Source organism: Spirobacillus cienkowskii, assembly GCF_037081835.1.
In the GTDB taxonomy this organism is placed as follows: Bacteria; Bdellovibrionota_B; Oligoflexia; order Silvanigrellales; family Silvanigrellaceae; genus Silvanigrella; species Silvanigrella cienkowskii.
Window position 1 is genome coordinate 1698444 of record NZ_CP146516.1, and the last position, 26727, is coordinate 1725170.

Consider the following 26727-nt stretch of genomic DNA (forward strand, 5'->3'; position numbering starts at 1 on the left):
ACTTAACCTGAAGTGCGGCTTGCACTGATTCTTTGCTTATCGATCATGGTGTGTAACAACGTCACTGCGGCAGGTGTAATACCACTGATACGCGATGCTTGCCCTAATGTACTTGGATTGTGACGTTTTAGTTTTTCGACGACCTCTCGGGATAAGCCACTTACCAAGCTGTAATTAAAATGATTTGGAATCCAAACATGATCATAGGTTTTGAGTTTATCGCTCAAACCTTCTTCACGTCTAATATAACCTTCATACTTTACTTCTATTTCTAAGCAACGCAAAATTGAAAGTTCATAATCTGAAACAAGTCCTGCTTCTTTTAAATTGCGCACGTTGGTTTCGGGGCGTTTTAAGTACGCTTCCAATGTGACGTTGTTGGAAACTAAGGGTAAGTTATGCTTTTGCAAATGCTCATTGAGGTCGGGAGTGGGATTGAGCCAAACTTCTTTTAAACGACTTTTTTCTTTTTGCATTTTTTCTTGGCGATCTTTATATTTCACATAAATATCATCTGAAACTAAACCAAAATTTCTACCGTATTCTGTAAGGCGTTGATCGGCGTTGTCTTCTCGTAATTTTAAACGATTTTCTGCACGACTTGTAAACATACGGTAAGGTTCGTTGGTGCCAAGTGTTGTGAGATCGTCAATGAGCACCCCAATGTAACTTTCAGAACGACTCAAAATAAAAGGAGGTTTGCTATCTGCTTTCAACGCGGCATTAATGCCTGCAATCAAACCTTGCGCTGCCGCTTCTTCGTATCCTGTTGTGCCATTGAGTTGTCCAGCAAAATATAAGTTTGCAATTTTTTTAGTTTCTAAGGTTGGGTGAAGCTCTGTCGGTTGAACAAAATCATACTCAATGGCATAACCTGGCTTCATAATTACCACATTTTCAAAACCAGCAATCGTTTTCAAAAATGCTTCTTGCACATGAAGTGGCAAGCTTGTGCTAATGCCATTTGGGTAAATTTCGTGTGTTTGATACCCTTCTGGTTCAATAAAAATTTGATGGCTCAGGCGATCGGGAAACTTGACCACCTTGTCTTCGATACTTGGGCAATAACGTGGTCCAATACCTGTAATGACCCCACTATATAAAGGAGACAAATGCATATGATTACGAATCACTTCGTGGGTTTTTGCATTGGTATGCGTAATGTAACAAGGAACCAATTTTTGCGTAATGGCTTGGGTGCGCATACTAAATGGCACAAAATCAGGATCGCTATCTTGGCGTTCTAAGCGAGAAAAATCAATAGAACGGGCGTCTAAACGTGGCGTAGTTCCCGTTTTCATGCGACCAATCTGAAATCCATATTGTTTGAGCGCTGCAGCAAGCTCAACGCTTGCAGGCTCTCCAGCTCTTCCTGCCGTGATGCGGCGTTCGCCAATGTGAATCAGGCCATTTAAAAACGTTCCCGTCGTCAAAATAACGCATGATGCATGAATCGTTTGATCGAGAGATGTTTGCACTCCCGTAACCTGATTATTTTCTATTATTAACGATGCAACTGTATCTTGAATCAAATCAAGATTTTTAGTGTCTTCCAGTGTTTTGCGCATATAACTGCGATACAAATCCATATCTGCCTGGGCGCGGCTCGACCAAATTGCAGGCCCCTTACTTTTATTGAGAACACGAAATTGAATGCCCGTGTTATCAATTGCAAAACCCATTTCTCCGCCTAGAGCATCGATTTCTTTTACCAAATGACCTTTAGCTGTACCGCCAATAGCAGGATTACAAGACATCTGCCCAATACGATCGAGACTCATTGTAATAAGGAGTGTCTTTTTGTTCATGCGTGCAGCGGCAAGTGCTGCTTCACAACCAGCGTGACCGCCTCCAACAACAACAATATCATACTCTAATGATCGCATATCATCCTCTTTCAATAAAAACAGAACGTTAAGTACCCTTCACAAAACAGTAAGCTGGGTACTTATTTTGATTTGTATTACCTGGATTTATGGCTAGGAACAAGAACTATTAAAAAAAGGAGCAAGTGCAACTCATGTTTGTTAAAAAAATAGCTACAAAAGAATAAAGTCTTTGTTTATTTATATTTATCATAAATTTTTGCTATGAACCCATCTTTTCTCATGAGTGCGAGCGTAGCGTTGAACTTTTTAATTAATGCTATATCTGTTTGCAAGTTAAATGCCGCATACAAATCAACTTGCTTAAAAGTAAATAAAGGAACAATTTTTCCAATATTTTCTTGTTTTGCAAACCAAAACCCAATTTGCGAACCAGTAGCCCAAAGATCAATTTTACCTTCTGCAAGTTTAAGCGCATTTTGCTTGTCGTTTGTTGCTAAAATTAAGTTTTTTCCTTTAATAAAATTTTGCGATAATAAATATTCGGCGGTTGCATCGCCATTGTAACCACCCACAACATATTTTTTAGCATCATCTAAATTTGTAATTTTTATACTTGAACCAGCTTTGCCAAATAAAACCCAGTCATTCTGTACCAGAGGCCCAACCCATTTAAAGTTTTTTTCGCGATCTGGTGTACGAGTTGTAGAGTAAGCAACCGTATTGCTTTCTTCGCTGGCCATTTTAACCGAACGCGCCCAAGGAAATACTTCAATTTTATATTCTATTTTTTCTCGCTTAAATAATTCTTCAATTATTTCTGTAGAAATACCTTTTATTTTTGAATTTTCTTCCATATTAAATGGAGGATAGTTTTCTGTTACAACAGTTAATTTGGTTGATGAATAACAAAAACTATGATAAATTAAATTAATTGTTAGTAGCAAAATAATTCTTTTTATTATCATATTACATATTGCCTTTCTAGAAAAAAAATAAAATAGTTTAGAAATTTAAATTTTTAAATTTGCTAACAAATAAAATGCATGACTCCAAGCCAATGGCATAACCCAAACGGGTGTTCCATCAAAAGAATTGACTTGTTCAGAAAAAAATCCAGCTTGATTACTTAAATTTATAGTTTTTAAAAATATATCTTCTGATAAAATATTATATTCGGAAAAATTTTTTGCCAGTTCTTTTGCTGCAATCGCCATCCAAAATCCAGAGAGTATCCAACTATTACCTCCCATATAACTATCATTTTCATAACGCAAAGAAGCATATTCTTTGCTAAGATTTTCGCAACAAAATTTAAATATTGATAATTTAATTGAATCTTCAATAGGAAACTCATAAACTGGAAAAATACATGATAACAAAGAAATATCTGCTCGTAAATCTCTATTATGATGCGGATCAATGGAACGTGCAAATCGTTTTTGATTATTGACATAAAGTTGATTTGTACAAAATTTAATACAATCTCTCATTGCATTTTTAATCTTATTTTCCATTTTAGGAAAATAAGATAAACTACGATTTAACGCTCCGTATGCACACACATGCGAATAAAAGTGCAATCCGTAGTGTTCTTCCCAAAGATCAAACCCAAACTGCAAAGACCCAATTTCTGCAAAATCATGAATTAGTTTTAGAATTCCATTGTGAATAGAATGCAACATAATCTCATTTTTCTCGTGTTTTAAAAACTCTAGCATTACGATTATTGTTAAACCGAGTTGATCAGCCTGCAGATTACACCAACTCGGCGCTTTGCTCCCAGAGCATTCGTATCTTTGAAAAAAATCACCATTTTGCAATTGCACCTTTGCTAAAAAAAGTAAAATAGATTTTGCTTCAGCAAGACAATTATTTTCAATTAAGCTCAACGCACAAAAAGCGGCATCACGAGGCCAAACAAAGCCATATCCACCACTATTTCTAAAATCTAAATCACATTCTGGTGCAGCAACAATACCTCCAGAAATATCAATCAATCCTTTTAAAACACACAACGAAACTTTTTTTAAATAATTTCTTTTATCAAAATGAGAAAGCTCTTTAGGTCGCAATAATTCTATGTTGTCTTTTTTTACTTTTTGTAATATTTTGGATTTTTGATTATTAAAAAATACTAAAAATGTTTGCTCGAGTTCTTCTTGAGAATGCCCCAGTCCGTAAAAAATATTTATTTCACTTTTAAACATATTTTCGGTATTATCTTTTGGTTTTAATAATAAAGGTTGAGTGTAAGCTGCTGCATAAACTTGCCCCATTTCTATACGGCGAAAATTATTTGGATCGGTTAAAAAATGATTGACAACTTCTCCTAATGATTTATCTGGTTGATGATGAATTGCACGCACTGCTTGAAATTGCGGGTAACATGCGTCATCGCATGCACCAATAATAGCCCAATACTTTCCAGAAAAAGCAAAAATAAAATCTTCGCCTGTTTCGGTAAAAACTGTTTGAAATCTTTTTTCACCTTTCATTTTCCAACTTGATAAAACCCAAAAAATTATTTTTTCTGCTGCCAACTCTTTTGGAACGTGTATTTCCCAATTTTCTTTGTAATATGTATTATATGCAGAGCAGATTTTTTTTACTTTACAACCAGGCATCGCAATATGATTGATGCTCCATTGAGCTATAATTAAATTATTTTCGGGGTCGCAGTTTAATTGCAGGTTGTCTCTGCATGGATCGAGCCAAACACTCTCTCCGTTAATGGCAAATCCACAAATTGAAAATTCTAAATGACTGTGCCTGCTGTCTTTATGAGGCCAAAATAATGCTTTTAGCTGAGCGTCTTCTCCAAGGCATGCCACGATGTTTTCTGACGTCGTGATACTTGAGTAGTTTTCTGGCATTCTTGCTTTCCTCCTAAGGAAACATTGCCCTCATCTGCAGACTGCTCCAAACCAATTGTTTTAACTTGGAGTTTTTCAGCGCATTTCATTTCTAGATCTTCTATAATATTAACAAAATTTAAATATGCTTCATAAGGACTGTCAAATGGACTAAAGTACTTATGCACATCACCGTCATTTGACCATTTGATGCACATATAGTAAAAATGATCACTTGTAAGGAGTTTTCGCCATTCTTCTATAAGACGCATGTCGTTTAAAAGTTCTAAATTACTTTTTAATTTATACACCTTTTCGATGGCATCATACTGAATTCGATTGCCAAGCCACGCAGAAAGGTCACGTTCGGTGTCTGCCCAACTCAATGGTCTGCTCACATCCATTGCAGCACGGGATGGAAATTTGTTGATAACATCAGAAATTGTTAAAAATTCAAAACGATCATCATTGGCAATTTTAGCCACAAAATGATCTAAAAATTCAAAAATCCCCGTGTCACGCCACTGATGTTCTCCAAATGTTTCGTAATCCATAAATAATCCAATGCATTCATGATTTCCATCCAATAAACTTTCAAGCCAAAAATGATATTTTTCTGCAGTAAGTGGCCATGATGGCCACATTTTATTAGAAAATCGAAAGGCAATATCATCTGATAGTTTATAACTTTTAGGAAACAATTTTAGATTTGGTATTTCTGGATGATGAAAAATATGATGTGAATTCCAGCCATTTGGCAAATACGGTTCCCATCCTTCAACCAAACAAGCATGAAATCCAGCTTTTGCAACCATTTTGCCAATTCCATTAGAATAAATTAGCTCAGTATTGCGAAATGCTGTGGTTTCTCGATTAAAAATTTTTTTAATGAGTTTTTTTTGTGTCTCAATTTGCTTAAAAAACTCCTCTTCATCAAATAACGCGGCCAAACTGTGATGGGACGTTTCACATAATATTTCAGTATTGGGTAAAGACAGAATATCCTGATATAGCTCTAAAAGTTTTGGTGCGTAAAGACTACATTGTTCTAAAAATGTTCCTGTAATCGAAAACGTAACTTTAAAATTATTAGAGTGTCTTTTTAAAAGAGAAGCAATTAACAATCCAGCAGGCCAATAGCAATTTTTGGCAACTTTTTCAAAAATTGCTTTATTTGATGCGTCATTAAAATAATTTTTATGAGAACCAATATGCTGAATTCTAAAATCACTAATTCTAAATGGCTGGTGAACTTCAAAATAAAAGGATAGTGCAACCATTGAAAATTCCTTTCTTTAGGATTTGGGTATCTCACTATAAGCGGCAGTAAGGGTTTCAGCAGATTTTATCCAGGTACGTTGAGAAAGATCTTGTAAAGAATAGTCGATCATTTCTGATTTGATACAGTGATATTTTAATACACTTAGTATCCGATCGGCAATAAGATCTGTATCCCAAAAATCAACTTTTAAAACATGATTAAGAACTTCTGATACACCAGATTGTTTTGAAATAATGACTGGAATTTTTTGCGCAATAGCCTCTAAAGCAACAATACCAAAAGGCTCAGAAACACTTGGCATGACAAACACATCAGAATCAGCTAAAATATTTTTTACCTCATTAGAATTTAGAAACCCTGTAAAGTAAAAGTTTTTATCTAATTTTAATTCACTCACTAATTGTTTCATAGAAACCAATAAGTCACCAGAACCAACCACTTTAAACATTACATTTGAATTAAATTGTAAAACTTTTTTTGCTGCTTGAACAAAATAATAAGGCCCTTTTTGGTATGTTACCCGACCAACAAAGGTAACTATAGGTACTTTATTTTCAAGACTTAACAAGCTTTGTTTAAAATTATTAATTTCGTGTTTTGTATTATTTGCATTATAGACAACTTTGATTTTGCTATTTGGGATTTTAAAATTATTAACTATAATATTTTTTGTATAATTTGAGACTGCAATTATCATATCAGCAAGCTCAAGACCCATTTTTTCTATTTGTAAAATTTTTTCATTGTAATTTATTTCTCCTGAGCGATCTAGCTCTGTAGAATGAATATGAACAAATAAAGGAATATCTATCTTTTCTTTTACCATTTTTGCAGCAACAAATGTCATCCAATCGTTTGCGTGTATAACATGATAATCAGAATCTTGTTCGAATATATTTAAAGCCAACAAGCCTAAAATATAAGCTTTTTCTTGGTAAGAATCTTTATCTATAAATAATTTTCTAAATTCACTAACAAAATCTGAGATATTCATGTTTTTATATAAACTATTAACATATTTTAAAAATTTTTTTTTGATTACTTTTTTATGACCTTCGCTAAATTCTATCTGTTTATTAGAATAATCATAATGAGAATTAAATAATAAATCTTTATAGTTTTCATTTATTTCAGACATTAATCTTTCTGATTCATAACGCGATTTTTTATTTCCCAAACTATTGCTGAAATTATTAAATAATTTTTTTCGCATAATAAATGGATTTTCTGGACTCACAATTTTTAAGCCTTTAGGCAAGGTAACTTTTACAGGAAAATGAGGCAAAACTAAAGTAACTTCATGACCCACTTCTAAAAGACCTTTAACGATTCCTTCCGTTGCAGTGCCTAAACCACCTGAAATTATGGGAGGATACTCCCAACCTAGCATTAATATTTTCATGAATTCACCGTAAAAAATAAAATTCAAAATAACTATAAATCTTTATCTGGCAACTAAATTTAAATCTAAATGTTCTGGAAAAATTGTTGGATTAGGACAAACTCGAATTGTATATGTTCTAATTTCAGGGTTCACTGTTTCTAAATCAATGGCGTAAATAAATATTTTATGTGATAAATCAGACTCCATAAATTTAAGTTGAAAATCTCTTTTTTCAAATAATGTGCCATTATTATCAGAGTTTTCTAATATTAATGAAATTTCTAACCAATTATCTGGAAATGGAGAATGAATTTCTATTTGCAATGTTACCTTTTCTCCAACAATTACAGTATCAGATGGTTTGATTTCTGTTCTTGAGATTTCAACTTCAGACCATTTTTCTTTTAATAAATTTAAGTTTTGAATATGAGTTTTTAATGACTGTTTTTGGCTGTCAGAATCTATCGACCAATTTTCATAAAATTTGTTAGCAGGCAAATAACTTGTGTGAACGTATTCCAATAACATTCTTTGCGCACTAAATTGTGGAGTTAAAGTCGCAATTGATTTTTTCATTTTAGAAATCCACTGCTGTGGAATTTTTGCGCTATAATAAAGAGGAATAATTTCTTTTTCAAGTAAGTCGTATAGATGATTTGCATCATGTTCATCGCGAGACTGATCGCTTAAAGCTTCGTTGCGCGAACCAATACACCAACCCAGATCAGGCGTATAGGCCTCATCCCACCAGCCATCAAGAATAGAAAAATTGAGTCCCCCATTTATGGCAATTTTCATTCCACTTGTTCCCGATGCTTCTAACATTCTAATTGGGGTATTTAACCAAATATCGACCCCTCGAACCAACTTTAAAGCTATGTGCATGTCGTAGTTTTCAAGAAATACAACGCGGCTTTGTAAGTTTTCTTTATTTATTGATTCGACAACCCTTTGAATTATTTCTTTTCCTAAAGTATCTTGAGGATGTGCTTTACCAGCAATAATAAGTTGCACTGGTTTTTCTGAATTTAAAATAATTTTCTTTAATCTATTTATATTTTTAAAAATCAAATGACCGCGCTTATAGCTAGCAAATCTTCTTGCAAAACCTATTGTTAAATATTCTGCATCTAAATTTGATTTAGAAATCGAAGAGATAAGTCTACTTTTTCTTGTAATATGTGCATTCCACAACTCAATATTAGGAATATTTTCTACTCTTTTCCAAATTACCGGATCAGTTAATTTTGCATCCCATCCTTTTCCTAAATAAAAATCAAATAACTCAACAAATTCGTTGCATAACCAAGTACGAGTATGCACACCATTTGTGATTCCTTTAATTGGTATTTCATGCTCAAGTAAATTTGGCCAAAGCGGTTTCCAAATTTTTTTTGATACCATTTTATGCAATTGGCTTACCCCATTACGATGTCCGCTTGTCCGCAACGCAAAAACGGGCATAGAAAACTCTGAACTATTTTCTGGAGAACGGCCTAAATTATAAAACTCAACTTCAGGAATACCATAAGTTAACTGTGTACTGCCTAAATACTTTTCAAGCATCTGCATTGAAAAAACATCATTTCCCGCAGGAACTGGCGTATGCACCGTAAACACCTGAGTTCCTTTAATTGCGACAAGCGCTTCGTTCCAACTCAAACCATTTTGTACATACTGCGAAATACGCGCTAAGGTTAAAAAAGCAGAGTGCCCCTCATTGAGATGATATACGGTAGGTTTAATATTCATTTTTGTTAGCGCTTTGACCCCACCAATCCCTAACACAATTTCTTGTTGAATACGTGTTTCATGACCTCCCGCATAAAGCCTTGCGGTGATACGCCTAATGTCTAAAGGATTATCTGGTACGTTAGTGTCTAATAAATATAAAGGGACACGACCAACATTTAGTTTCCAAATTTGGCAAAATACTTTTGCGCCTGCAATTTCAACATCAATCATTAATGGTTTGTTTGTTGCTTCGGTAACAAGTTGCATTGGCAAATAAAAAGGGTCATTCATATCATAATTTTCGTTTTGCCATCCTGCTTCATTTAGACTTTGTCTAAAGTAACCTTCTTGATAAAAAAGCCCAACTCCAATCAACGGAAGCGAAAGATCACTTGCTGTTTTAAGATGATCTCCAGAAAGAATTCCCAAGCCTCCAGAATATAAAAAAATACTTTCGTGAAGGCCAAACTCCATAGAAAAATATGCAATTGTACTATCTTTAAAATTGGGGTGAGATTTTGTAATTCCATGTTCTAAGTAATTTTTAAACTCAGAAATAACCTCATCCAAGTGCTCTAAAAACCCACTGTCTTCTTTTAAACTTTCCCAAGTAGAAGAAGGCAATGTGTTGAGTAATTTTAAAGGGCACGGACCACTTGCTTCATATTTTTGTGGGTTTATTCGGCGGAATAAATTAATGGCATTGATATTCCATGACCACCAAACATTTCTAGCAAGGTCCCACAAAGGCTCCAAATTTTTGGGTAGTGACGATCTAATATGGAGTTGAATAGTCCGCATTGTTACTCCCGATCAATTTTTATCAAAGAATACTGGCTTGAATTTTGACGAATTGCAACAATATCAATTTTAAATTTTTAAAAATAGAATTTTATTTAAAAGCAAAAATTTTATAAAGTAACTATTTAGTTATAATACAGTCCAGTAAAAATTCTTGTTAGCCATAGCTGAGTTGAAAGGTTCATAACCTCATTATCTTTCCAATCACTAATTTGTAATAAAATTGCTTTTGCAATTGTTAGAAAAGAAGGCTCGTTCTTAAGACGCTCATTAGTTACAGAAATAATGATATCTTGTAATAAATTTGCTGGATATTCTTTTGCAAGTTTTTCTGATACATCTATAGTTTTTTTTAAATTTTTAATTGAAATTTCTTTTGTGTTTTCTAAACACAAAAACGGATCTGTTAATTTAATATTATTAATTTGGGACTTTATATTTTCTAAATCTTGCTGCAAAACTTCAAGCATAAAATTTGTTTGAGGAAGATCAGGGAATTGAAGAAACACTTTTTGGCAGCGACTGATTATCGTAGGAAGCATGGAGTTTTTATTTTTTGTTGTTAACACAAAAATAGTTTTAGCCTGAGGTTCTTCTAAAGCTTTTAACAATGCATTTGCAGAATTTGCGTTCATTCTTTCGCAATTTTCAATAAAAATTAACCTACGCATTCCTTCGGTGGGTTGATAATAGATAAGCTCTTTTATTTTTTCGAGATCTTCGATCCGTAACGTTTTTCGTTGCCTATCTGCAATAAAAATATCTTGATGACTTGCTGCAATCTCAAAAATAGAAGCGCTCGAATTTTGAAATAATTCAATTCCACAAAGTTCTTTAACAAGTGTTGCAAAATACTGTTCTGGAAACCCAGCTCCATCAAACTGTTTTGAAATCAGCAAAAGTGCATGATGTCTATAAAACTTTATGTTTGCCACAAATTCAGCAAATGAGCTCATAGATTGATCCCCAAATGTTGCGCAACCGCAGATTGAATCACGTCAAACACCTGTTCAATTGAAGCATTGGCATCAACAAGAATGCGATGCGGCACTTTTCCACTTGGATACGCATAAGGAGTATCAAATACTGTAAAATAACCTTTATGAATAGCAGCGTGAACGCTCTCATCGTAAGAGTCGAGTCTATCTGAAACACGACTTTTTTCTTTGTGAATTCTTGCAAGTGAGTTTTCAAGGGTTGCTGTAAAAACAAAGGTGAGATCAGGACATATCTCATCTAAAACAACTCCAAGAATATCATCAACAACTTGCTTAGAAACTCCACCTACAATATTTTGATATACATATGTGCTATCGACAAAACGATCACACAAAACAATAGTTCCCTTATTGAGCTCTGGTTTAATGAGTTTTTGAATATGTTGGTGGCGCGCTGCAGCAATGAGCAATAGTTCCGTCAAAGGCAACGGCGCATCACTGTGTGCATCGATTGTTTTAAACAAACCACGAATATTTTCTGCAAACGGAGTGCCACCCGGTTCTCTCGTGCGACAGCACGCTTTGTGTTTGTGCTGTAACGCTTTAAAAAGACGATCTATCTGGGTACTTTTTCCTACCCCTTCTCCACCTTCAAATACAATAAACGCCATTTTATTTCCTAGTTGTTGGGCAATTATGACACGAGTCGTTATTGTTTATGCCGCTTCATAACTTAGTTAACACAGAAAGCAACCGAAATGAAAAGGAGTGAGACGATGATTTTTTGAGAGGAAGAAGCCATGGACGATCTGGAACTCGATTTAACAGGGGTTTCGGCATATTCAGATGTTTCTCATGCTCGGGACAGAGAACTCTGGCGTGGCTTTTTAAGCTACGCCTTACCAATTGTGATGGCTTTTGATCGCACAAATCTAGAAAAAGATCTCGCGGATGCTGTTGTGTACTCATTTGAAGAACTCACCGCAAAAACCTCTCACAATGCATCCAACCACGAAATTTTACGCTATATTTCGAGTCTCTTAGCAAAAGAAATTGGAGTTCCACCAGAATTTGCTCTTGCCTCCTTTTATGAAGGCGAGTCGCCAACAAAGCTCTATAAAATTAAATATAAAAATTTTAAAAAAAAGAAAAAAGCGAGCCTAGAAGACAGAATGATAGGCGACTGGCTTGCAAACTTAGCCAAAGTTCAAGAAGATAAAAAGTTTATCCATAAAGTTGAAACCTGGAAAACGTGGCTTGCAAGCTACCCATTTGCCAAAACGGGTTGAGAGTTAGAATTAAATATAAAACTTTATATTTAACATAATTAAATTATTTTATAAATAGATGTTTCTTATTATTGAAGGTCTTTTTTGTATTAATAAATTTTTTAATTTATTTGTAATAAAAATAAAATTCTTTAATATTATAAGTATAAATTATATAATAGTAAATTAATTATTAATAAGTTATTAGAGATTAAATATTCTTCAAAATTTGACATTCTATTAATAAACTTTAATAATAAATTTGAAGAAAAAATTTTTAGTGTTGAGATTTTTTGCAACGTCAGATCAAAATACCTGATAGTGAATGAATTTCAAAATTTATTATTTAAATCTTAAGGATATTAGAAAAAATGTTGGAATATGAAACATTACTCTTAAAAAAACAAATTGAAGAAAAAATTTTTGCACTACGAAAAAAATCTAATAAATTTAATGATTTATACAACTTTATAAATACTAATCCACAAAAAATTACTATTTTACAATCGGATAATATATCATTTGATTGTTACTCAAATAAAATTTTATACGATAAAAATCTCACTTTATTTTATTACACCGATCAATTTATTAACAAACAATTTTTTGGATCTAATAATGTAGTAAATAAAGTTTGTGTAGAAATGCGGCCTGAATTATCTTTGGTTCATGAGATTGCACATGCTGCACAATATTTATCAAATAAAGATAAATATTTAAAAATGATTGAATGGTCTGCATCACCAGTTAGAAAATTATCTTCTAGATTAGAAAAGTCGAGAGTAGACATCAAAAATATTTTAATAACTAAATTAAGGGAGGATGAAATTAAAATATTTGATAATATAAACACAGACAGTGTATTAAAAAAATTTGTAAAATCATGGCCTCAAGATGCAAAAAATATTTTTATTAATACTCAAATTTCACGTAAAGAAGCGTACCATGAAGGATATCATTCTACGTTCAAATTAGAAGAAAAAACATCAAAATTTTCTGGCACTACAAAAAATATCAAATTTGATCGTATTCCTCTAAAATATGGAAATTTTCATATTAGTAATTGTGGTTGTTTTGATAGAGCAATTGAATACGATAATTTAGAGTTTTATGAATGGCCGATTTTTGAAGAATTAAATATACCGAAACGGCCATATTATTTAAGCCTACAAGCGACTAAATCAGATGCAGATGCTGTTTATCAATTTATTAGAAAAAAAACTACAAGACAAATATTTAAGCGCTGGATTTTATCTTTTAAAAAATAAATTTTAGAATTGGGTTTAGGTTGGCGCAGGACGCTGCGCTCCAACCGGAATTTTCTTACATTTATGAGAGGTGAGCCTCACCGAATTTGGGCGTTTAAACCTGCTGCTATTAATAAAAAAAACCCCAGTTTTATTTTATAAACTGGGGATTCTTTGGGCTAGGTTGGATTAATAACGAGGCGGGCGTCCTTGGCGTTCACCACGATGTCCACCACCAAATCCACCGCGGTTATTGCGTGGCTCTGGAGGACGAGCTGGATTTACAACCATTGGACGGTTGTTAAGCTCACTGCCATTAAACATTTTGATTGCTTCATCAGCAGCCTCTTTTGATTCCATTTCGACAAAACAAAAGCCTTTAAAACGGCCAGTTTCGCGATCCATAACAGCACGAACAGAAACGACTTTACCAGCCTTTTCAAAAAGGCTAGCAATATCATTTTCTGTTGCTGAAAAAGGCAAATTGCCTACATATAACTTCACAGGATCTCCAGTTGAATTGTACACGTGCCGATCAAACACAAAAGCCCCATGCCACGCGTTGTATCGAACATTATAAACTTTGAGACATTCGGTGGCTCTGAAATCATTCATGACTCACGGAGTATGCTCACCCTCTAGTGTTTCATGGAATGTGCTCAGTTGCAAGTGAAAAATGTTGCACTGATAAAATTTAGTAAAAACATAATATTAAACAGTTTACCCTATAACACCCAAACCACAAATTGCACAAAAATTATTCAATTCTATTAACATAAAATCCAATCATAACAATACATTTAGTGATAATCAGCCTCTCTCAAACGCCTTAAAACTCAAACTCCAAACAACTGACGTCTTGAGATAAAACATTTGCCAAAAACGATTTTGCCTCTGGCAAAATATGATGCGTAAAAAACTTCGCTGTTTTGATTTTATTGTTGTAAAATCGCTTATCTGCAGCAGAAAGCTTATTTTCGGCTAATTTTTCTAATGCTAAGGCAGCTTGCTCCAACAGCATTCCACACACTATCGTATGGCCAAATGCCATTAAAAACGGATATGCGTTTACGACAGCAGCATGTTTATTCCCTTTTTTTGCCACTTCGCCCATGTGCTTGGCTGCAGCACCAATACTCATTAAAGATTCGCCAAACACAGCAAGATCTTTTGCAATTTCTTTTTTCTTTTTATGACTTTCTATCACTTTCCCTTGCTTTTCGAGCCATGCCATAAAAATTGCGCCTTCTTCCATTCTCATTTTTCGTCCAATAAGATCAAGCGCTTGAATGCCGTTTGTGCCCTCATAAATTGACGTGATTTTAGAATCACGCAATAATTGCTCAACGGGATAATCTTTTGTAAAGCCATACCCGCCATATGTTTGAATTGATTGCACAATGGAATAAAAGCCCATGTCAGTGCACCACGCTTTCATCACTGGCGTTAAAAGTTCTAAAAACCCGTGGGCTATTTTTTGTTGTGCTTTGTCTGTTGCATGCAATGATTCATCATGCATAAGAGCAGTTGTGTAGCACAAAGCTCTCATACCTTCGACAAGACTCCTTTGCCGCAAAAGCATGCGTTTTACATCGGGATGATTGACAATTGCAATGCGATTGGAATTGGATCCATCTTTTTTAGCTGCAATATCAACACCCTGAATACGTTCTTTGGCATATTGTTCTGCATTTAAAAATGCGACGGATGCCTGCCCCAAGCCCTGTAAACCCACGCCAATTCGCGCTTCATTCATCATCAAAAACATATACGTAATACCTTGGTTTTCTTTGCCAATTAAAAAACCTTGGCAGGCATTGTTATCACCAAAACCCATTAAACATGTAGAGTTGCCATGAATCCCCATTTTTTCTTCGAGCGAAATACAGTACAAATCATTTTTTTCTTTAATGGCTCCCGTATTTTTATCAAAACGAAACTTTGGCACTAAAAATAAACTCACACCCTCAATACCAGCTGGCGCCCCTTCAATTCGGGCTAAAACCAAATGTAAAATATTTTCGGCAAAATCATTGTCCCCACCAGAAATCCATTGCTTTACGCCCTTAATCAAAAAACTGCCATCAGCATTGCGTTTTGCGGTAGAACGCAAATCACCCACAGCACTTCCAGCAGAGGGTTCTGTAAGACACATTGTACCCGTCCACGATCCCGAAGCGATTTTAGGAATGCAGGTTTTTTTCATCCAATCTTCGCCAAACTGCAAAATCACATGGGAAGCCGATTTTGTTAAACCTGGATACATTGTAAAAGCTTGATTTGCGCTCGAAAAGATTTCCATAAAAACTGAAGCAATCACACCAGGAGCTTGCAATCCTCCTGCTTCGGCTGGGTCTGCAAGGGTTAAAAAACCATTTTCTACAAAATGTTTATAAGCGTCTTGAGTTCCTGGAGGCGTGGTCACTGCTTTTGTTTCTTTATTGTGCACACAACCAACCCGATCTCCCACTTTATTTAAAGGACCAAGATGTTGTTGGCACAGAGTTATTGCAGAGGTTAGCATTTCTGTCATCGATTCAATTGAGTGATCAGAATAATATGGCAAATCAAATAATTTTTGAATTTTTAAGTATTCAAATAAAACAAACTCAATCTCACGTCTATCAACCATAAAAGAACTCGTTCCTGCAGCCATTCCCTTTCTCCTTATGGAATATCTTTAATTTTAAATGCCATTAAACGATGTAAAAATCTATTGTATCTCGCTATCAGTCGCCACCCATTTGTCATCAACTTCATCCAATATCAATGAAGCAAACTGAGATGAATACTCAGTATCCGACTTTAAGGAGGCGAAATCAGAATCTAAACGTGCAAGTTCAACTAATTTTTTATCCTCATTGAGTGCAAGTTTCAAGTTTTCTAAGGCTTCTCTTTTTCGTCCTAACAAAGCAAGCATGCACGCTTTATTATACAGGTAAATAGGATTATTTGCGTTTAACTTTAAAGCACTTTCAAAATCACGTAAAGCATTTTCATAATATTTTATTTTATAATAAGTAAGAGCTCTCTCTGCATACAGATCATCTTTTGAATTATCGAGCACTATTGCTTTTGTATACATCTCTATCGACTCATCAAATTTTTTATCATTTCTAAACATCTCAGCAAAAATAATATAAGGCAATAAATAACTTGGTTCTTCTTTGGTTAAGTATTTTAATGATTTGTCAAGAATTTGCATTGCATCTATTTTTTTATATTCTGAAACCAACGAGCTATAAAATTTTTTATTATCATAACTTGTTTGCGCAGAATATAATGCAGCGATTGCGGCGTCTGATTTATTATTATTTTTATAATTTGCCATTGAAATATGCGCATACACCAAAGAATACGCTGAGGGAGAAATGTATTGTCTTTTAGATAACGCTTCTAAAAGTTTATCTAAATTTGACAAGGAAAAATTATATTTATTTTGGATTGTATATTGCAACACAGCAAGCTGTAACCTTGATTCAATATCGTTACCTAAAGCAATTGCTTTTTCAAATGCTAATGTTGCCTCATGATAATTTTTAACACCCACATAGGACAATGCTGTTCTATGCCACAACCATCTATCGGGGTGTTTTTTGGCAAACTCTTTTAATGCAAACGCTGCTTTTCCAGGAATCTCAGATTTTGCAAGAGCAATGGCTGCATAATGAGAAATATCATCCATGTTTGCGCCCTTACGAATAGCTTCTTCTATATTTTTTAACGCTTCTTTAGGATTTTTTTCAGAATAAATTCTTCCTTTTTCGACGAGAGAATCCATATGCTCTGGATACTTTCCAAGCGTTTCAAGATACATATCCTCTGCAGCTTTGATATGACCCGAATAATAAAGAATATCTGCTTTTGCAAAACACGCGCGAGGTCTATTGGGCGCCATTTCATAAGCTTGAGTCACCAATTCAATACTTTTTTGCAATTCAAATGGATTTTTAGTTCCTTGTGCAACCTGTAGCTGAATGAGTTTTGCAAGCTCAATATAAGAATCAATATTGCCAGGGAATAAGCGAATACTTTCTATTAATAATTTTTCTGCATGAATTTGTTCGCCAGGAAGTGCATCAACAATAATTGCTTTGGCTTCGCGGTAAAGTTTTAATGACGATTCTCTATCACCTGCATTGTCTTTTTTTTCAGTAAATGCTTTAACCTTCTGCAAATCAACCAACTGTGCATGAGCTGACACAGTCAAAGCAGTTAAAATTAAAAAATATGCAAGATTCGTGATTCTCAATCTAAATCCTTCCTCAACACGCAAAACGCTGTTGCGAAGCCCGAGTCCACTCTTTCCTGCTATCGACTGATTTGGTAAATTATTGAGATTGATAATTTAAAAGAAGATATAACTATAAAATTTAATTAAAAATTTAAACTTTTTGAAATTTTGCTAAATCTGCAAGCATATGAATTTGGCCAAAAAGTGTGCTTTTAAAGTCGCTCAGTAGCAAACTCTCATTTTCTGAATGGGCGTTGGTGTAAGGGTCTTCAACTCCTACTAAAATTGCAGGAATCCCACCAAAAGTTTCGCTCAATGGCTGCACAAACGGAATAGTTGCGCCACATCCAATAAATTGCGCCGTATGCCCATATCCTTTTTCTAGCGACCGTGCGGCAATTTGATACACATCAGCGTTAGGGTTTGAAATTGCCCACCAATTGCTCGCCGACTCAGGGGTTACCTTTAAACGAAAACCTTTTGGACAATGGGCTTGAATGTGTTGCGTGAGTTTTTGCAATACATCTTGAGGTTGCATATCGGGTACAATACGAATAGAAACCCTTGCCCACGCAGCATCCTGAATAATATTACTCACCAGTTTTCTAGAACCACTTTGCACCGCATTGATGCTCAAAGAAGGGTAACGCCACAGACGCTCTGCAAAATTGTGTTCTGCATCTAAAAAAGACAATTCTTTTAATAACCCCGTTGCATTGCGAGCAATGGATTCCATTTTTAAACTTGCAAATTGTGATTTTTCAGAAGGAGTTAATGATTTTATCGAGTCTAAAATTCCTTTAACTTTAATATTACCTTGTTCATCTGTTAATGATGCCAAAATATGACTCAAAGCCACCACAGGATCTGGCAAAATTCCGCCCCATATTCCCGAATGCACAGGATGCTCCAATGCTTCGACTTCAATATCAACAGCAACTAAGCCACGCAATGCAGTTGTAATGCTTGGTATTCCAGAGTCAACATTGGCACAATCTGTCACAATAATTCCATCGGCTGTTAGTTTTTGTTTGTGCGCTTTTACAAATTGCGCCAAATGATGACTACCAATTTCTTCTTCTCCCTCAATAATAACTTTTACATTAACGGGAAGTTCTCCATGAGTTTTAAGGTATGCAGAAATTGCGGCAGTATGCGCAATAATCCCAGCTTTATCATCGGCAGTGCCTCTACCGTATAATCTGCCGTTTTTTTCTGTTGGTTCAAAAGGATGGGAGTTCCATTTTTCTTCACGACCAGGAGGCTGTACATCATGATGGGCATACAATAATAGTGTTGGCGCACCGGGCTTATGAAGCCAATCTGCATACACGTAAGGGTGCACCCCTTTTTGCAGCTCTAGAACTTCAACGTTTTCAAGACCCGCTTGCTCCAAAGTATGGGCTGTGGCTTCGGCGCTTAACTTTACAACATTGTCATCAAATCCTGCAAGACTCACGCTTGGAATTTTGACAAGCTTTTTTAAGACATCAAGCTCTTTGCTTAAGTTTTTTTCGCAATATTCAAGTGCTTTTTGTGTTGCTGGCGTTGGTGCTGTCACAAAAAGCGGCTCTCCTTTTTCGTTTGTACAACCACACGTCGCAGAATGATTATGATGAGATTGCAACATAATTTTACTTTCTTTATATGATATGTATCAGAAATTATTTTTTAAAATTTGCCACGCTTCATTTAAATATTTCATGGCATCATGGGATGTTACCTGCATTTTATCAGGATGCCAAGATTGTGCAAATTTTATATATTTTTTGCGAACTTCTGATAAATCAATTGGCTCTGCATTTTGTATATTAAAAAACGCTAACGCCCAAGACGTTGTTCCGCGTTGAAACTGATTTGCGGCAAGTAAACAGACTTCAAACTCTTCACATGCGTTTTGTTGTTTTGGTTGCTTTAAAATTTCTTGAATATCATTGATAATTTGTTTTCTGTTTTCTAAACGTTTCTGTTTTTCTAGTTTTTTTTGTTTTTTTATTTCCATTTCAAGACGCTTCACGTCATACGCATCGTCATCACTAAAATCAATGTCCATATTGGATTCATCCATCTGCTGTTATATACCTATTTGCGCACTGTGTGCGTTTACCCTTTTAAAGCAGAGTCACTTTCATTTCTCTCAACTTTAGAAAAGGATCATAAAACTGATATGCCAAATCTTTCTACGCATGAGAACATGATTCACAATATTTTTGTGCTCGAACTCATTTCACGCATTGCCATGAGTACATTATTTGGCTTTGCGGTTCTCTGTTTTGGTTACACCTTAACTCCAAACATTCAAAAAAAGCAGCGCACAGAATTTATTCATATCTTTGCCCGTATTTTATTTATGCTGGGCTCTGCGTTTACCATTGTTTATGGAACGCTTGAATTTATTCTTCCACTCAATTCGATTGCCACGCAAGTGCATACAGTCATATGTCTTGTGCTTGCAGCCACCGTTTTATTTATAGACCCAAACAAAGAAGGCGCACCTGCATTTTCTTTTTTAAGTGGTGCACTTATTTTTTTGCTCGTAACATTAACACCTTTTTTAGATCCAAAACCATTGTATCGCGCTCACTCTGTTGATTGGTTGGTGTATTTTCATATTGGCACTGGAGCATTGGGTGAAGCCATTTTTGCTGTGGTGTTTTGTACGTCACTCCTTTATTTATGGAATTATCACAAACTCAAACAACGCAAACTTGCCTCAAGCGGCTCTTTGACAAGCTTATCTTCTATAGACACACTTGTCGAAAAATCATCGCTATTTGGTTTAACTTTTATCACTCTCAGTCTTCTTTCAGGCATTGCATTAATTTTTATTGGTAAATTTACTACACAAGTTGGATTTATAAAAATTTTATGGGCATTTTTGGTTTGGGGATGGTATGTCATGACGATCTTTGGCAGGAGTCTCTGGGGATGGCGCGGTAAAAAAGGTGCAAAACTCGCTATCTTTGGCATGATTCTTCTTATGCTAGGATTATTTGGAACAATTTGGCATTATTTTTAATTTAGAGATGAGATTTGCGAGATGACAAAGAAAAAGGTTCTTATACTTCATACAGGCGGTACATTTGGCATGGCGTTAAATGGCACACACAATGCCGCTAAGCAAGCGCCCCATATGCTAGAGCAATTATTACAAAGTGTACCAGAAATTTCTGCTGTCGCAGACGTTGACCTTCATGTTATTTGCAATATTGATTCTTCCGACGCTGACATTGCGTTGTGGTCGCAACTTTCACACACAATCCATCAAAAATGGAATAATTTTGATGGCTTTGTTGTTGTGCATGGAACTGATACAATGGCTTGGTCTGCATCAGCATTGGCTTTTTTTCTTGAAGGCCTCACCAAACCTGTTGTGTTTACAGGATCGCAACGCCCTCTATCAGAATTTCGCAATGATGCCAGAGTCAATATGATTGATGCCGTAGAACTTGCGACATTAGGTATTCCTGAAGTGTTAATTTGCTTTGATAGCAAAGTGCACAGAGCTACCCGTGCCACCAAATATAGCAATGAACATTTGTACGCTTATAAGAGTTATAACGCCCCTCTTGTTGGCAATTTAGGTGTTAACATCAAAATCAATCCTAAAATTTTAAAAACTATTTTGCCTGCTGCGAAGCGGCATGCTCCTTGTATCAATAACAAAGCAGATGGCAACATCACTGCACTTTTATGTGCTCCTGGCGCTTTGCCTTCTGCAAAGTTTTGCGATGCTCTATTAAATTCAACCCATGGTATCATTATTCAAGGATTTGGTTCTGGTAATTTGCCAATTCAAGAAAAAAACTGGCTAGAACTGTGCGAAAAAGCCCAGATAAAAAAGATACCCGTTGTGATTACAACGCAGTGCGAATCAGGCTTTGTCTCTCTTAACCTTTACGAAAATGGGAGAGCGTTTGAAAATCTTGGAGTGATTTCGGCAATGGACATGACGTTTGAAGCAACAAGTGTAAAACTGATGATTATGCTTGGCCGCAAAATCCCGTTTGAAAAAAGACATGAGTTTTTTGCAACACCGCTTGCATTTGAAAACTCTCCTTCACTTCAAACACACATTTATGTAGGTGATTAAACATGACAGGTTCCCATTTTTTTTCATACTGCGGTGCACATTATAAAACTTGCCCCGTGGCATTGCGTGAAGCATGGGCAACTGTTGGAACGTTTGATAAACTGCATGAAATTATAAAAAATATTTTACAACAATCTGATTTTGAATTTGTGTTAATCAGCACCTGTAACAGATATGATATTTGTTTTTTTGGCAAAATCACAACCGTGCAAATTAAACAAATCTTTTTGAGCTTGCACCAATTGTCACTGACAACGGTTAACGCAAATTTGCCAAAATTAAATATTAATAATATTTTTGATTTTATTACAGTTGATTACGATGAAAATGCGATTCAAAAATTATTTAAAGTGACTGCAAGTCTGGATTCTTTGGTGCTTGGTGAGCCGCAAATTTTTGGTCAAATTAAAAATGCCTATCAAAAAGCTGTTGAACTTGGTTTTGCTGGAACATTGGCTGGCCCCATATTTAACCGCTGCTTTAAAGTCACAAAAAAAATTCGCTCTGACACAGACATTGGAAAAAATGGAATTTCAATTGGGCATGCAGCAATTGATGCCATTTCTCGTGTATTTGACAATCTTGCAGAAAAACAAATTTTGATTTTTGGTGCTGGCGAAATGGCACGGGTGGTTGCGCAACATTTATTATTTTTTAAAGCAAAAAGTGTTTTTATTGCCAACCGAACCTTTCATCGTGCAGAGAATTTAGCATTAGAACTTGGCAATGCATGGCCGCTCGATTTAGACAGCGCTTTGCAGCGCATTCACGAATTTGATATTAGCATTGCAGCCGCATCGGGCACCGAATTTATTTTGCACACCAATCATTTAAAAAACTATCCTAAAAAACGCCAAGGCAAGCTGTCTGTGTTTGTTGATATTAGTATTCCGCGTAAGATTGAACCAAGTATTGCAAAAATAGAGAACTTATTTTTATTTAATATCGATGATCTCGATTCCATTATGGAAAAAAATCGCGAATCACGCAAAAACGCGGCATTGCTCGCAGAACAAATGATTCATGCCGAGGTGCAAGAATATCTGTTTATTAGTAAACAAAAAGAAAACCTTGCAAATGTTGGCCGTTTGCATAGTTGGGTCAAAAACGTGGTTGATTACGAAATATCTCGATCTCTTCGCGATCTGCAAAAAGGAAAAAAAGTTGATTCTCAAGTTGTTTCCGATGCTGTCGCAAAAAGACTTGTTTCTATTTCTGCACATTTGGCTAAAAATAATATCAAAATACCCAATCAAGAACATTCGGTGGGAGAATTGCTTGAATTTTTATTTCGACTTTCTGAACAACCCTTACTCCCAGAAAAAAATGTCAAAGAAAACAATGTCCTTAAATTTCCAAGCAAACGGAAAATTAATTTGAATTAAATGTGATTATTTATATAAAAATTTATTAAATTTATACTCATACAATTGACTGGCACATTCATTACAATTAGGGTGGCGAGCTTCAAGTGTGAAATACACTTGAAGCTCGCCACAGTTGTATTTGCATTTTGCGAACTGAAATTGCACGGCGAAGTTAAAAATTATGTGTTTATTGTTAAAGGATTTTTATGTTCCAAACCGAGTCTATCGATATTTTTGACCCCAAAGTGGATTCCATCTTCAAAAAGATTTTTGGCGAAAAACAAGAACTTTTTATTGACCTTGTCAATAGTGTGTTTGCCAATAAAAACGAAAAATTGGTGAAATCTGTTACCTTTTCAAACTCTTCTCTGCCAAAAAATATTGCCAATGGCAAAGAATGTTTTTTGGATGTTCTTGCTGAGCTCGATGACGGCAGCAAAATCAATATTGAAATGCAGGTCGCACCAGAAAAACATTATGTCAAAAGAAGTTTGTATTATTGGAGCAATTTGTATTCCAACCAATTGGCAACCGGCAATCATTACAAAGGCTTAAATCGCTGCGTGTGTATTAATATCATCAATTTTGACCTCTTCCCTGAAAACAATAGCTATCATAGAATGCTCTCTGTTTTGGATGTCGACAACCACGAAATTGTAGCCCCCGACCTCGAAATCCATTATATAATTATACCCAAAATGCCCAAACATATGTATAATGGCAGTATGACAAGGCTTGAAAAATGGTTACTCTTCTTTCAAGCATCAAACAAAAAAGTGTTCGAGGAACTCGCCATGCAAGACAGATTATTTGAACAAGCAAAAGAAACTTTGTATTTTTTGAGTCATCACCCCGAAGAAAGAGCCGCATACACCCAACGCTTAAAATATCTGTTGGATACCGCTTCTCGAATTGATGATGCTGAAGCTAGAGGTGAAGCTAGGGGCGAAGCTAGGGGCGAAGCTAGAGGTGAACATAAAAAAGCACTTGAATTCGCAAAAATGCTAAAGGCCAGAGACTTCTCAATGATAGATATTATTGAAATGACTGGACTCACTCCAGAAGAAGCTGAAAATTTGTAACGCAAGATAGCAAGTTTTAAGTTTTTTATAATTTAAACAAACCAAAGCTATATTTTTGTTATCTTATCTCCAGAGCGAGTGTTTCAAAACACTCGCTCATCAATTTGCAAATAGTTTGAGAAAGTTTTTTTATGTCACAAGAAATATTAATTGCAACCCGTAAAAGTCAGCTTGCCTTATGGCAAGCGCATAAAATTCAATCCCTCTTGCAAGAAAAAGGAATCAAAACTCAGTTGTTTCCGTTGGTGACAACTGGCGATAAAATGCAAAAATCGCAACTCGCAGATATTCATCTGTCACAACAAAATACCGAACACCATTTGACCACGGGCAAAGGGTTATTTATCAAAGAAATTCAAGAAGCCCTGCTTTCTAACAAAGCACACATTGCAGTGCATAGCATGAAAGACCTACCTGTTGCGCAAACAGCGCAGCTGAATATTGCTGCCCTACTCCCGAGAGCTGGTGCACGCGATGTGCTTATACTTTCTCCTGAACTTCTACAAAGCTCCTCGCTTCACACAATGACAGCAGCACAAAAAGCACAATTGACGTTTGCAGAACTTAAAAATATGCTGCGCAACAACCCAATTTTTACTCAAAAACTCATCGGCACAACCAGTGCCAGACGGCAATTGCTCCTTAAAAAATGTTGGAACCCTAATTTAAATGTTCAAATTTTAAGAGGCAATGTCGACACGCGGCTAAAGCGGGTACAAAACAACGAGTTTGCTGCAATCTTGCTTGCCGAAGCGGGGCTTGAACGGTTGGAATTATTTAACCAAGAGCATATGTTTTACCTTCCTATTTCAGAATTTATTCCAGCCGCAGCACAGGGAGTGATTGCCGTTGAGATTAATGACAACAACCAACAGTTAGCAAATATTTTAACATCTTTAAGTTGCAAGCAAACACGTTTTGCTGCGGGCATTGAACGGATGGTGCTTGCCCTCCTTGGGGGCGACTGTCATACCCCAATTGGTGCGCACTATGACAATAAACAGCTTTATGTTGTGTATGGCCATTACGAAAACTATAAACATGTTGTGATTTCGTGTTCTGATACAATGCTGTTAGAGGTTGCACAGCTATTGAATACAAACTTATACTTTAATCAGTTTTTTGCAGAATTGTGTCGGTCTGAGTTTGCAAAAGTTGTTGCACAACAACTTTTTGCCGCAGGATTTGCCGAAGTGAGTGATCTCAAACTGTAAACTAACTTTAAAACAAAAAAGAAATGTGCATTATGGCAAAACATGACACTGTGCCAATTATTGTGGACTGCGGCTTAGAAGGCGATGCACCACGCAAGCAAGATCATTTTTTTTATCCTGTTATGCGCCCTCACTGGCTTGAGGTCAGTTGGCAGCCTCCTCAAAATGTAAGCTTTGCAATTATTTTTACAAGTAAACAGGCCGTAACAGCATTTCAGCAAAGTATTTTTACAAAAACAAAGCAAAATAAGAGTTGGCAAAATTGCATTTCTTTTGGCGCCGTAGGAGCAACAACTGCCCAAAGCATTCAACAACAACTTGCAGCACTTGTGGCACACACCAACGCGACCATTCTTTTACCCTCGCACAGCAATGGACTTACACCGTTACTGTCTCTCATGCATGCAACACTGAAACCTGATGTGCAATTTTTTATTTTTACCTCTGCCATTGGCAAATCAGCAGACACTGTGACTGCATATTGTAAACATCACAATCGCAATATTGCTGTTGAACCTGTGTACACGCTTGAAAATATTTTAGAATCTAACGCAACACCATTTTTAACCAAACTTTTCGCGCAGCCGCGACCATCACAACAACATGTGTTATTTTATTGTCGCTCTGGCCAAATTTTAAAACAGGTTGTGCATAATTTATTGCAATTTTTTAATCTCGAATATCCTACGCAACTCCCTTCATTCATTTATTTTTTTCCTTGGGAACAGTCGGCGCAACAAGCGCTTAGTGAATTGAATTTAATTGACAGAACAACCTCTTAATGACACTTTCGTATTTAGAAGACTGAGGGATGGAAACAGTTTTCTGTTAATATAGAAAGGTACTTCTGAAAGCGCAGAACTCCTGAGGTTATTGAAACCATGAAACAATCTGAAACAATCTGGATAGAAAATCTTGCTAGAATTCAGCTTGGTACTCCGCTTACTCATTCTCATGTGCACAGCATCTTGCACAACTCATTGCTTATTTTTTTAGAAGAGCTTTGCACTCTCATGAAAAACTATACCAATTATTTTAATCAATGCATTGAGTCTGTAAAACCACAACAATGCATTCGCTTTTTTGAAACACAACAGCCACGACCTGGTTTGATTTTGTTAAAAGGAAGCGATAAAATGATCATTTCTGTCCTAGGAAATACCATTAACGTGCGCACCCTGCAGGTGCATTTAAATAGCGATCGCAACTACCGCTCTTATGATTTTGAAGCAAGGCACAATGATCACGATGGTGTGTTTTGGCGTTGCATAAACGATGGACAGCTTGTAAACCCAGAACTGGTTGCTCAAAACTATTTGAGCTCATTTTTGGTTTCTGGATGCGGCGAAGTCCCGCAAACGTTGCGTTTGGTTGTGGCGACGCATCCTTAAAAAGTACTTTG

Annotated in this window: 22 protein-coding genes; 9 read left to right on the forward strand and 13 right to left on the reverse strand. The window is 35.7% G+C overall.

Going from position 1 to position 26727, the window contains the following annotated elements; translation table 11 throughout:
• Nucleotides 1–2: 2 nt before the first annotated feature.
• From mnmG to tmk, 8 genes are all read right to left on the reverse strand, one after another.
• Nucleotides 3–1886, reverse strand: coding sequence for a tRNA uridine-5-carboxymethylaminomethyl(34) synthesis enzyme MnmG (gene mnmG / locus Spiro2_RS07485; protein ID WP_338635071.1), 1884 nt, complete (start codon nucleotides 1884–1886; stop codon nucleotides 3–5).
• Between the two features lie 176 nt (nucleotides 1887–2062).
• Nucleotides 2063–2794, reverse strand: a complete 732-nt coding sequence (locus Spiro2_RS07490; protein WP_338635072.1) for an ABC transporter substrate-binding protein — start codon at nucleotides 2792–2794, stop codon at nucleotides 2063–2065.
• A 45-nt stretch (nucleotides 2795–2839) separates the two neighbouring features.
• Nucleotides 2840–4702, reverse strand: a complete 1863-nt coding sequence (locus Spiro2_RS07495; RefSeq protein WP_338635073.1) for a glycoside hydrolase family 15 protein — start codon at nucleotides 4700–4702, stop codon at nucleotides 2840–2842.
• Nucleotides 4630–5961, reverse strand: coding sequence for a glycoside hydrolase family 57 protein (locus Spiro2_RS07500; protein ID WP_338635074.1), 1332 nt, complete (start codon nucleotides 5959–5961; stop codon nucleotides 4630–4632). The genes Spiro2_RS07495 and Spiro2_RS07500 overlap by 73 nt, the downstream gene beginning before the upstream one ends.
• Nucleotides 5962–5976: 15 nt before the next feature.
• The gene (locus Spiro2_RS07505) at nucleotides 5977–7365 is read right to left on the reverse strand and encodes a glycosyltransferase (protein WP_338635076.1); all 1389 of its coding nucleotides are present in this window, start codon (nucleotides 7363–7365) and stop codon (nucleotides 5977–5979) included.
• 42 nt (nucleotides 7366–7407) lie between these two features.
• On the reverse strand, nucleotides 7408–9882 hold the full coding sequence (glgP, locus tag Spiro2_RS07510) for an alpha-glucan family phosphorylase (RefSeq protein WP_338635077.1): 2475 nt from the start codon (nucleotides 9880–9882) through the stop codon (nucleotides 7408–7410).
• Between the two features lie 125 nt (nucleotides 9883–10007).
• On the reverse strand, nucleotides 10008–10838 hold the full coding sequence (locus Spiro2_RS07515) for a hypothetical protein (protein WP_338635079.1): 831 nt from the start codon (nucleotides 10836–10838) through the stop codon (nucleotides 10008–10010).
• Nucleotides 10835–11491 (reverse strand): dTMP kinase, encoded by a 657-nt coding sequence (gene tmk, locus Spiro2_RS07520; RefSeq protein ID WP_338635080.1) that lies wholly within the window; start codon nucleotides 11489–11491, stop codon nucleotides 10835–10837. The genes Spiro2_RS07515 and tmk overlap by 4 nt, the downstream gene beginning before the upstream one ends.
• Before the next feature lie 129 nt (nucleotides 11492–11620).
• Between tmk and Spiro2_RS07525 the strand changes: the two genes are divergently transcribed.
• Nucleotides 11621–12109: a hypothetical protein gene (locus Spiro2_RS07525; RefSeq protein WP_338635081.1), complete on the forward strand. Its 489-nt coding sequence runs from the start codon at nucleotides 11621–11623 to the stop codon at nucleotides 12107–12109.
• A 350-nt stretch (nucleotides 12110–12459) separates the two neighbouring features.
• Nucleotides 12460–13356, forward strand: a complete 897-nt coding sequence (locus Spiro2_RS07530; protein ID WP_338635083.1) for a hypothetical protein — start codon at nucleotides 12460–12462, stop codon at nucleotides 13354–13356.
• 168 nt (nucleotides 13357–13524) lie between these two features.
• Here Spiro2_RS07530 and Spiro2_RS07535 read toward each other — a convergent pair whose 3' ends face one another.
• From Spiro2_RS07535 to Spiro2_RS07555, 5 genes are all read right to left on the reverse strand, one after another.
• Complete coding sequence (locus Spiro2_RS07535) at nucleotides 13525–13950, reverse strand: RNA recognition motif domain-containing protein (protein ID WP_338635085.1); 426 nt, start codon at nucleotides 13948–13950, stop codon at nucleotides 13525–13527.
• A 214-nt stretch (nucleotides 13951–14164) separates the two neighbouring features.
• Nucleotides 14165–15991: an acyl-CoA dehydrogenase gene (locus Spiro2_RS07540; RefSeq protein ID WP_338635087.1), complete on the reverse strand. Its 1827-nt coding sequence runs from the start codon at nucleotides 15989–15991 to the stop codon at nucleotides 14165–14167.
• A gap of 57 nt (nucleotides 15992–16048) precedes the next feature.
• Nucleotides 16049–17587 (reverse strand): tetratricopeptide repeat protein, encoded by a 1539-nt coding sequence (locus Spiro2_RS07545; RefSeq protein ID WP_338635089.1) that lies wholly within the window; start codon nucleotides 17585–17587, stop codon nucleotides 16049–16051.
• Nucleotides 17588–17720: 133 nt separating this feature from the next.
• Nucleotides 17721–19199, reverse strand: coding sequence for a M20/M25/M40 family metallo-hydrolase (locus Spiro2_RS07550; protein WP_338635091.1), 1479 nt, complete (start codon nucleotides 19197–19199; stop codon nucleotides 17721–17723).
• 27 nt (nucleotides 19200–19226) lie between these two features.
• Nucleotides 19227–19637, reverse strand: coding sequence for a J domain-containing protein (locus tag Spiro2_RS07555; RefSeq protein ID WP_338635093.1), 411 nt, complete (start codon nucleotides 19635–19637; stop codon nucleotides 19227–19229).
• A 99-nt stretch (nucleotides 19638–19736) separates the two neighbouring features.
• On the opposite strand from Spiro2_RS07555, the gene ccsA reads away from it, so the two are divergent.
• The 7 genes from ccsA to Spiro2_RS07590 all read left to right on the forward strand — a co-directional run bounded on the left by ccsA (nucleotide 19737) and on the right by Spiro2_RS07590 (nucleotide 26716).
• The gene (ccsA, locus tag Spiro2_RS07560) at nucleotides 19737–20588 is read left to right on the forward strand and encodes a cytochrome c biogenesis protein CcsA (RefSeq protein ID WP_338635094.1); all 852 of its coding nucleotides are present in this window, start codon (nucleotides 19737–19739) and stop codon (nucleotides 20586–20588) included.
• 21 nt (nucleotides 20589–20609) lie between these two features.
• Nucleotides 20610–21662 carry an asparaginase gene (locus Spiro2_RS07565; protein WP_338635095.1) on the forward strand — a complete coding sequence of 351 codons (1053 nt, stop codon included), beginning with the start codon at nucleotides 20610–20612 and terminating at the stop codon, nucleotides 21660–21662.
• Between the two features lie 2 nt (nucleotides 21663–21664).
• Nucleotides 21665–23047, forward strand: coding sequence for a glutamyl-tRNA reductase (hemA, locus tag Spiro2_RS07570; RefSeq protein WP_338635096.1), 1383 nt, complete (start codon nucleotides 21665–21667; stop codon nucleotides 23045–23047).
• A 188-nt stretch (nucleotides 23048–23235) separates the two neighbouring features.
• On the forward strand, nucleotides 23236–24111 hold the full coding sequence (locus Spiro2_RS07575; protein ID WP_338635097.1) for an Rpn family recombination-promoting nuclease/putative transposase: 876 nt from the start codon (nucleotides 23236–23238) through the stop codon (nucleotides 24109–24111).
• 131 nt (nucleotides 24112–24242) lie between these two features.
• Complete coding sequence (gene hemC / locus Spiro2_RS07580; RefSeq protein WP_338635098.1) at nucleotides 24243–25325, forward strand: hydroxymethylbilane synthase; 1083 nt, start codon at nucleotides 24243–24245, stop codon at nucleotides 25323–25325.
• Nucleotides 25326–25357: 32 nt separating this feature from the next.
• Nucleotides 25358–26107, forward strand: a complete 750-nt coding sequence (locus tag Spiro2_RS07585) for a uroporphyrinogen-III synthase (RefSeq protein WP_338635099.1) — start codon at nucleotides 25358–25360, stop codon at nucleotides 26105–26107.
• A gap of 99 nt (nucleotides 26108–26206) precedes the next feature.
• Complete coding sequence (locus tag Spiro2_RS07590) at nucleotides 26207–26716, forward strand: hypothetical protein (RefSeq protein ID WP_338635100.1); 510 nt, start codon at nucleotides 26207–26209, stop codon at nucleotides 26714–26716.
• Nucleotides 26717–26727: the final 11 nt, after the last annotated feature.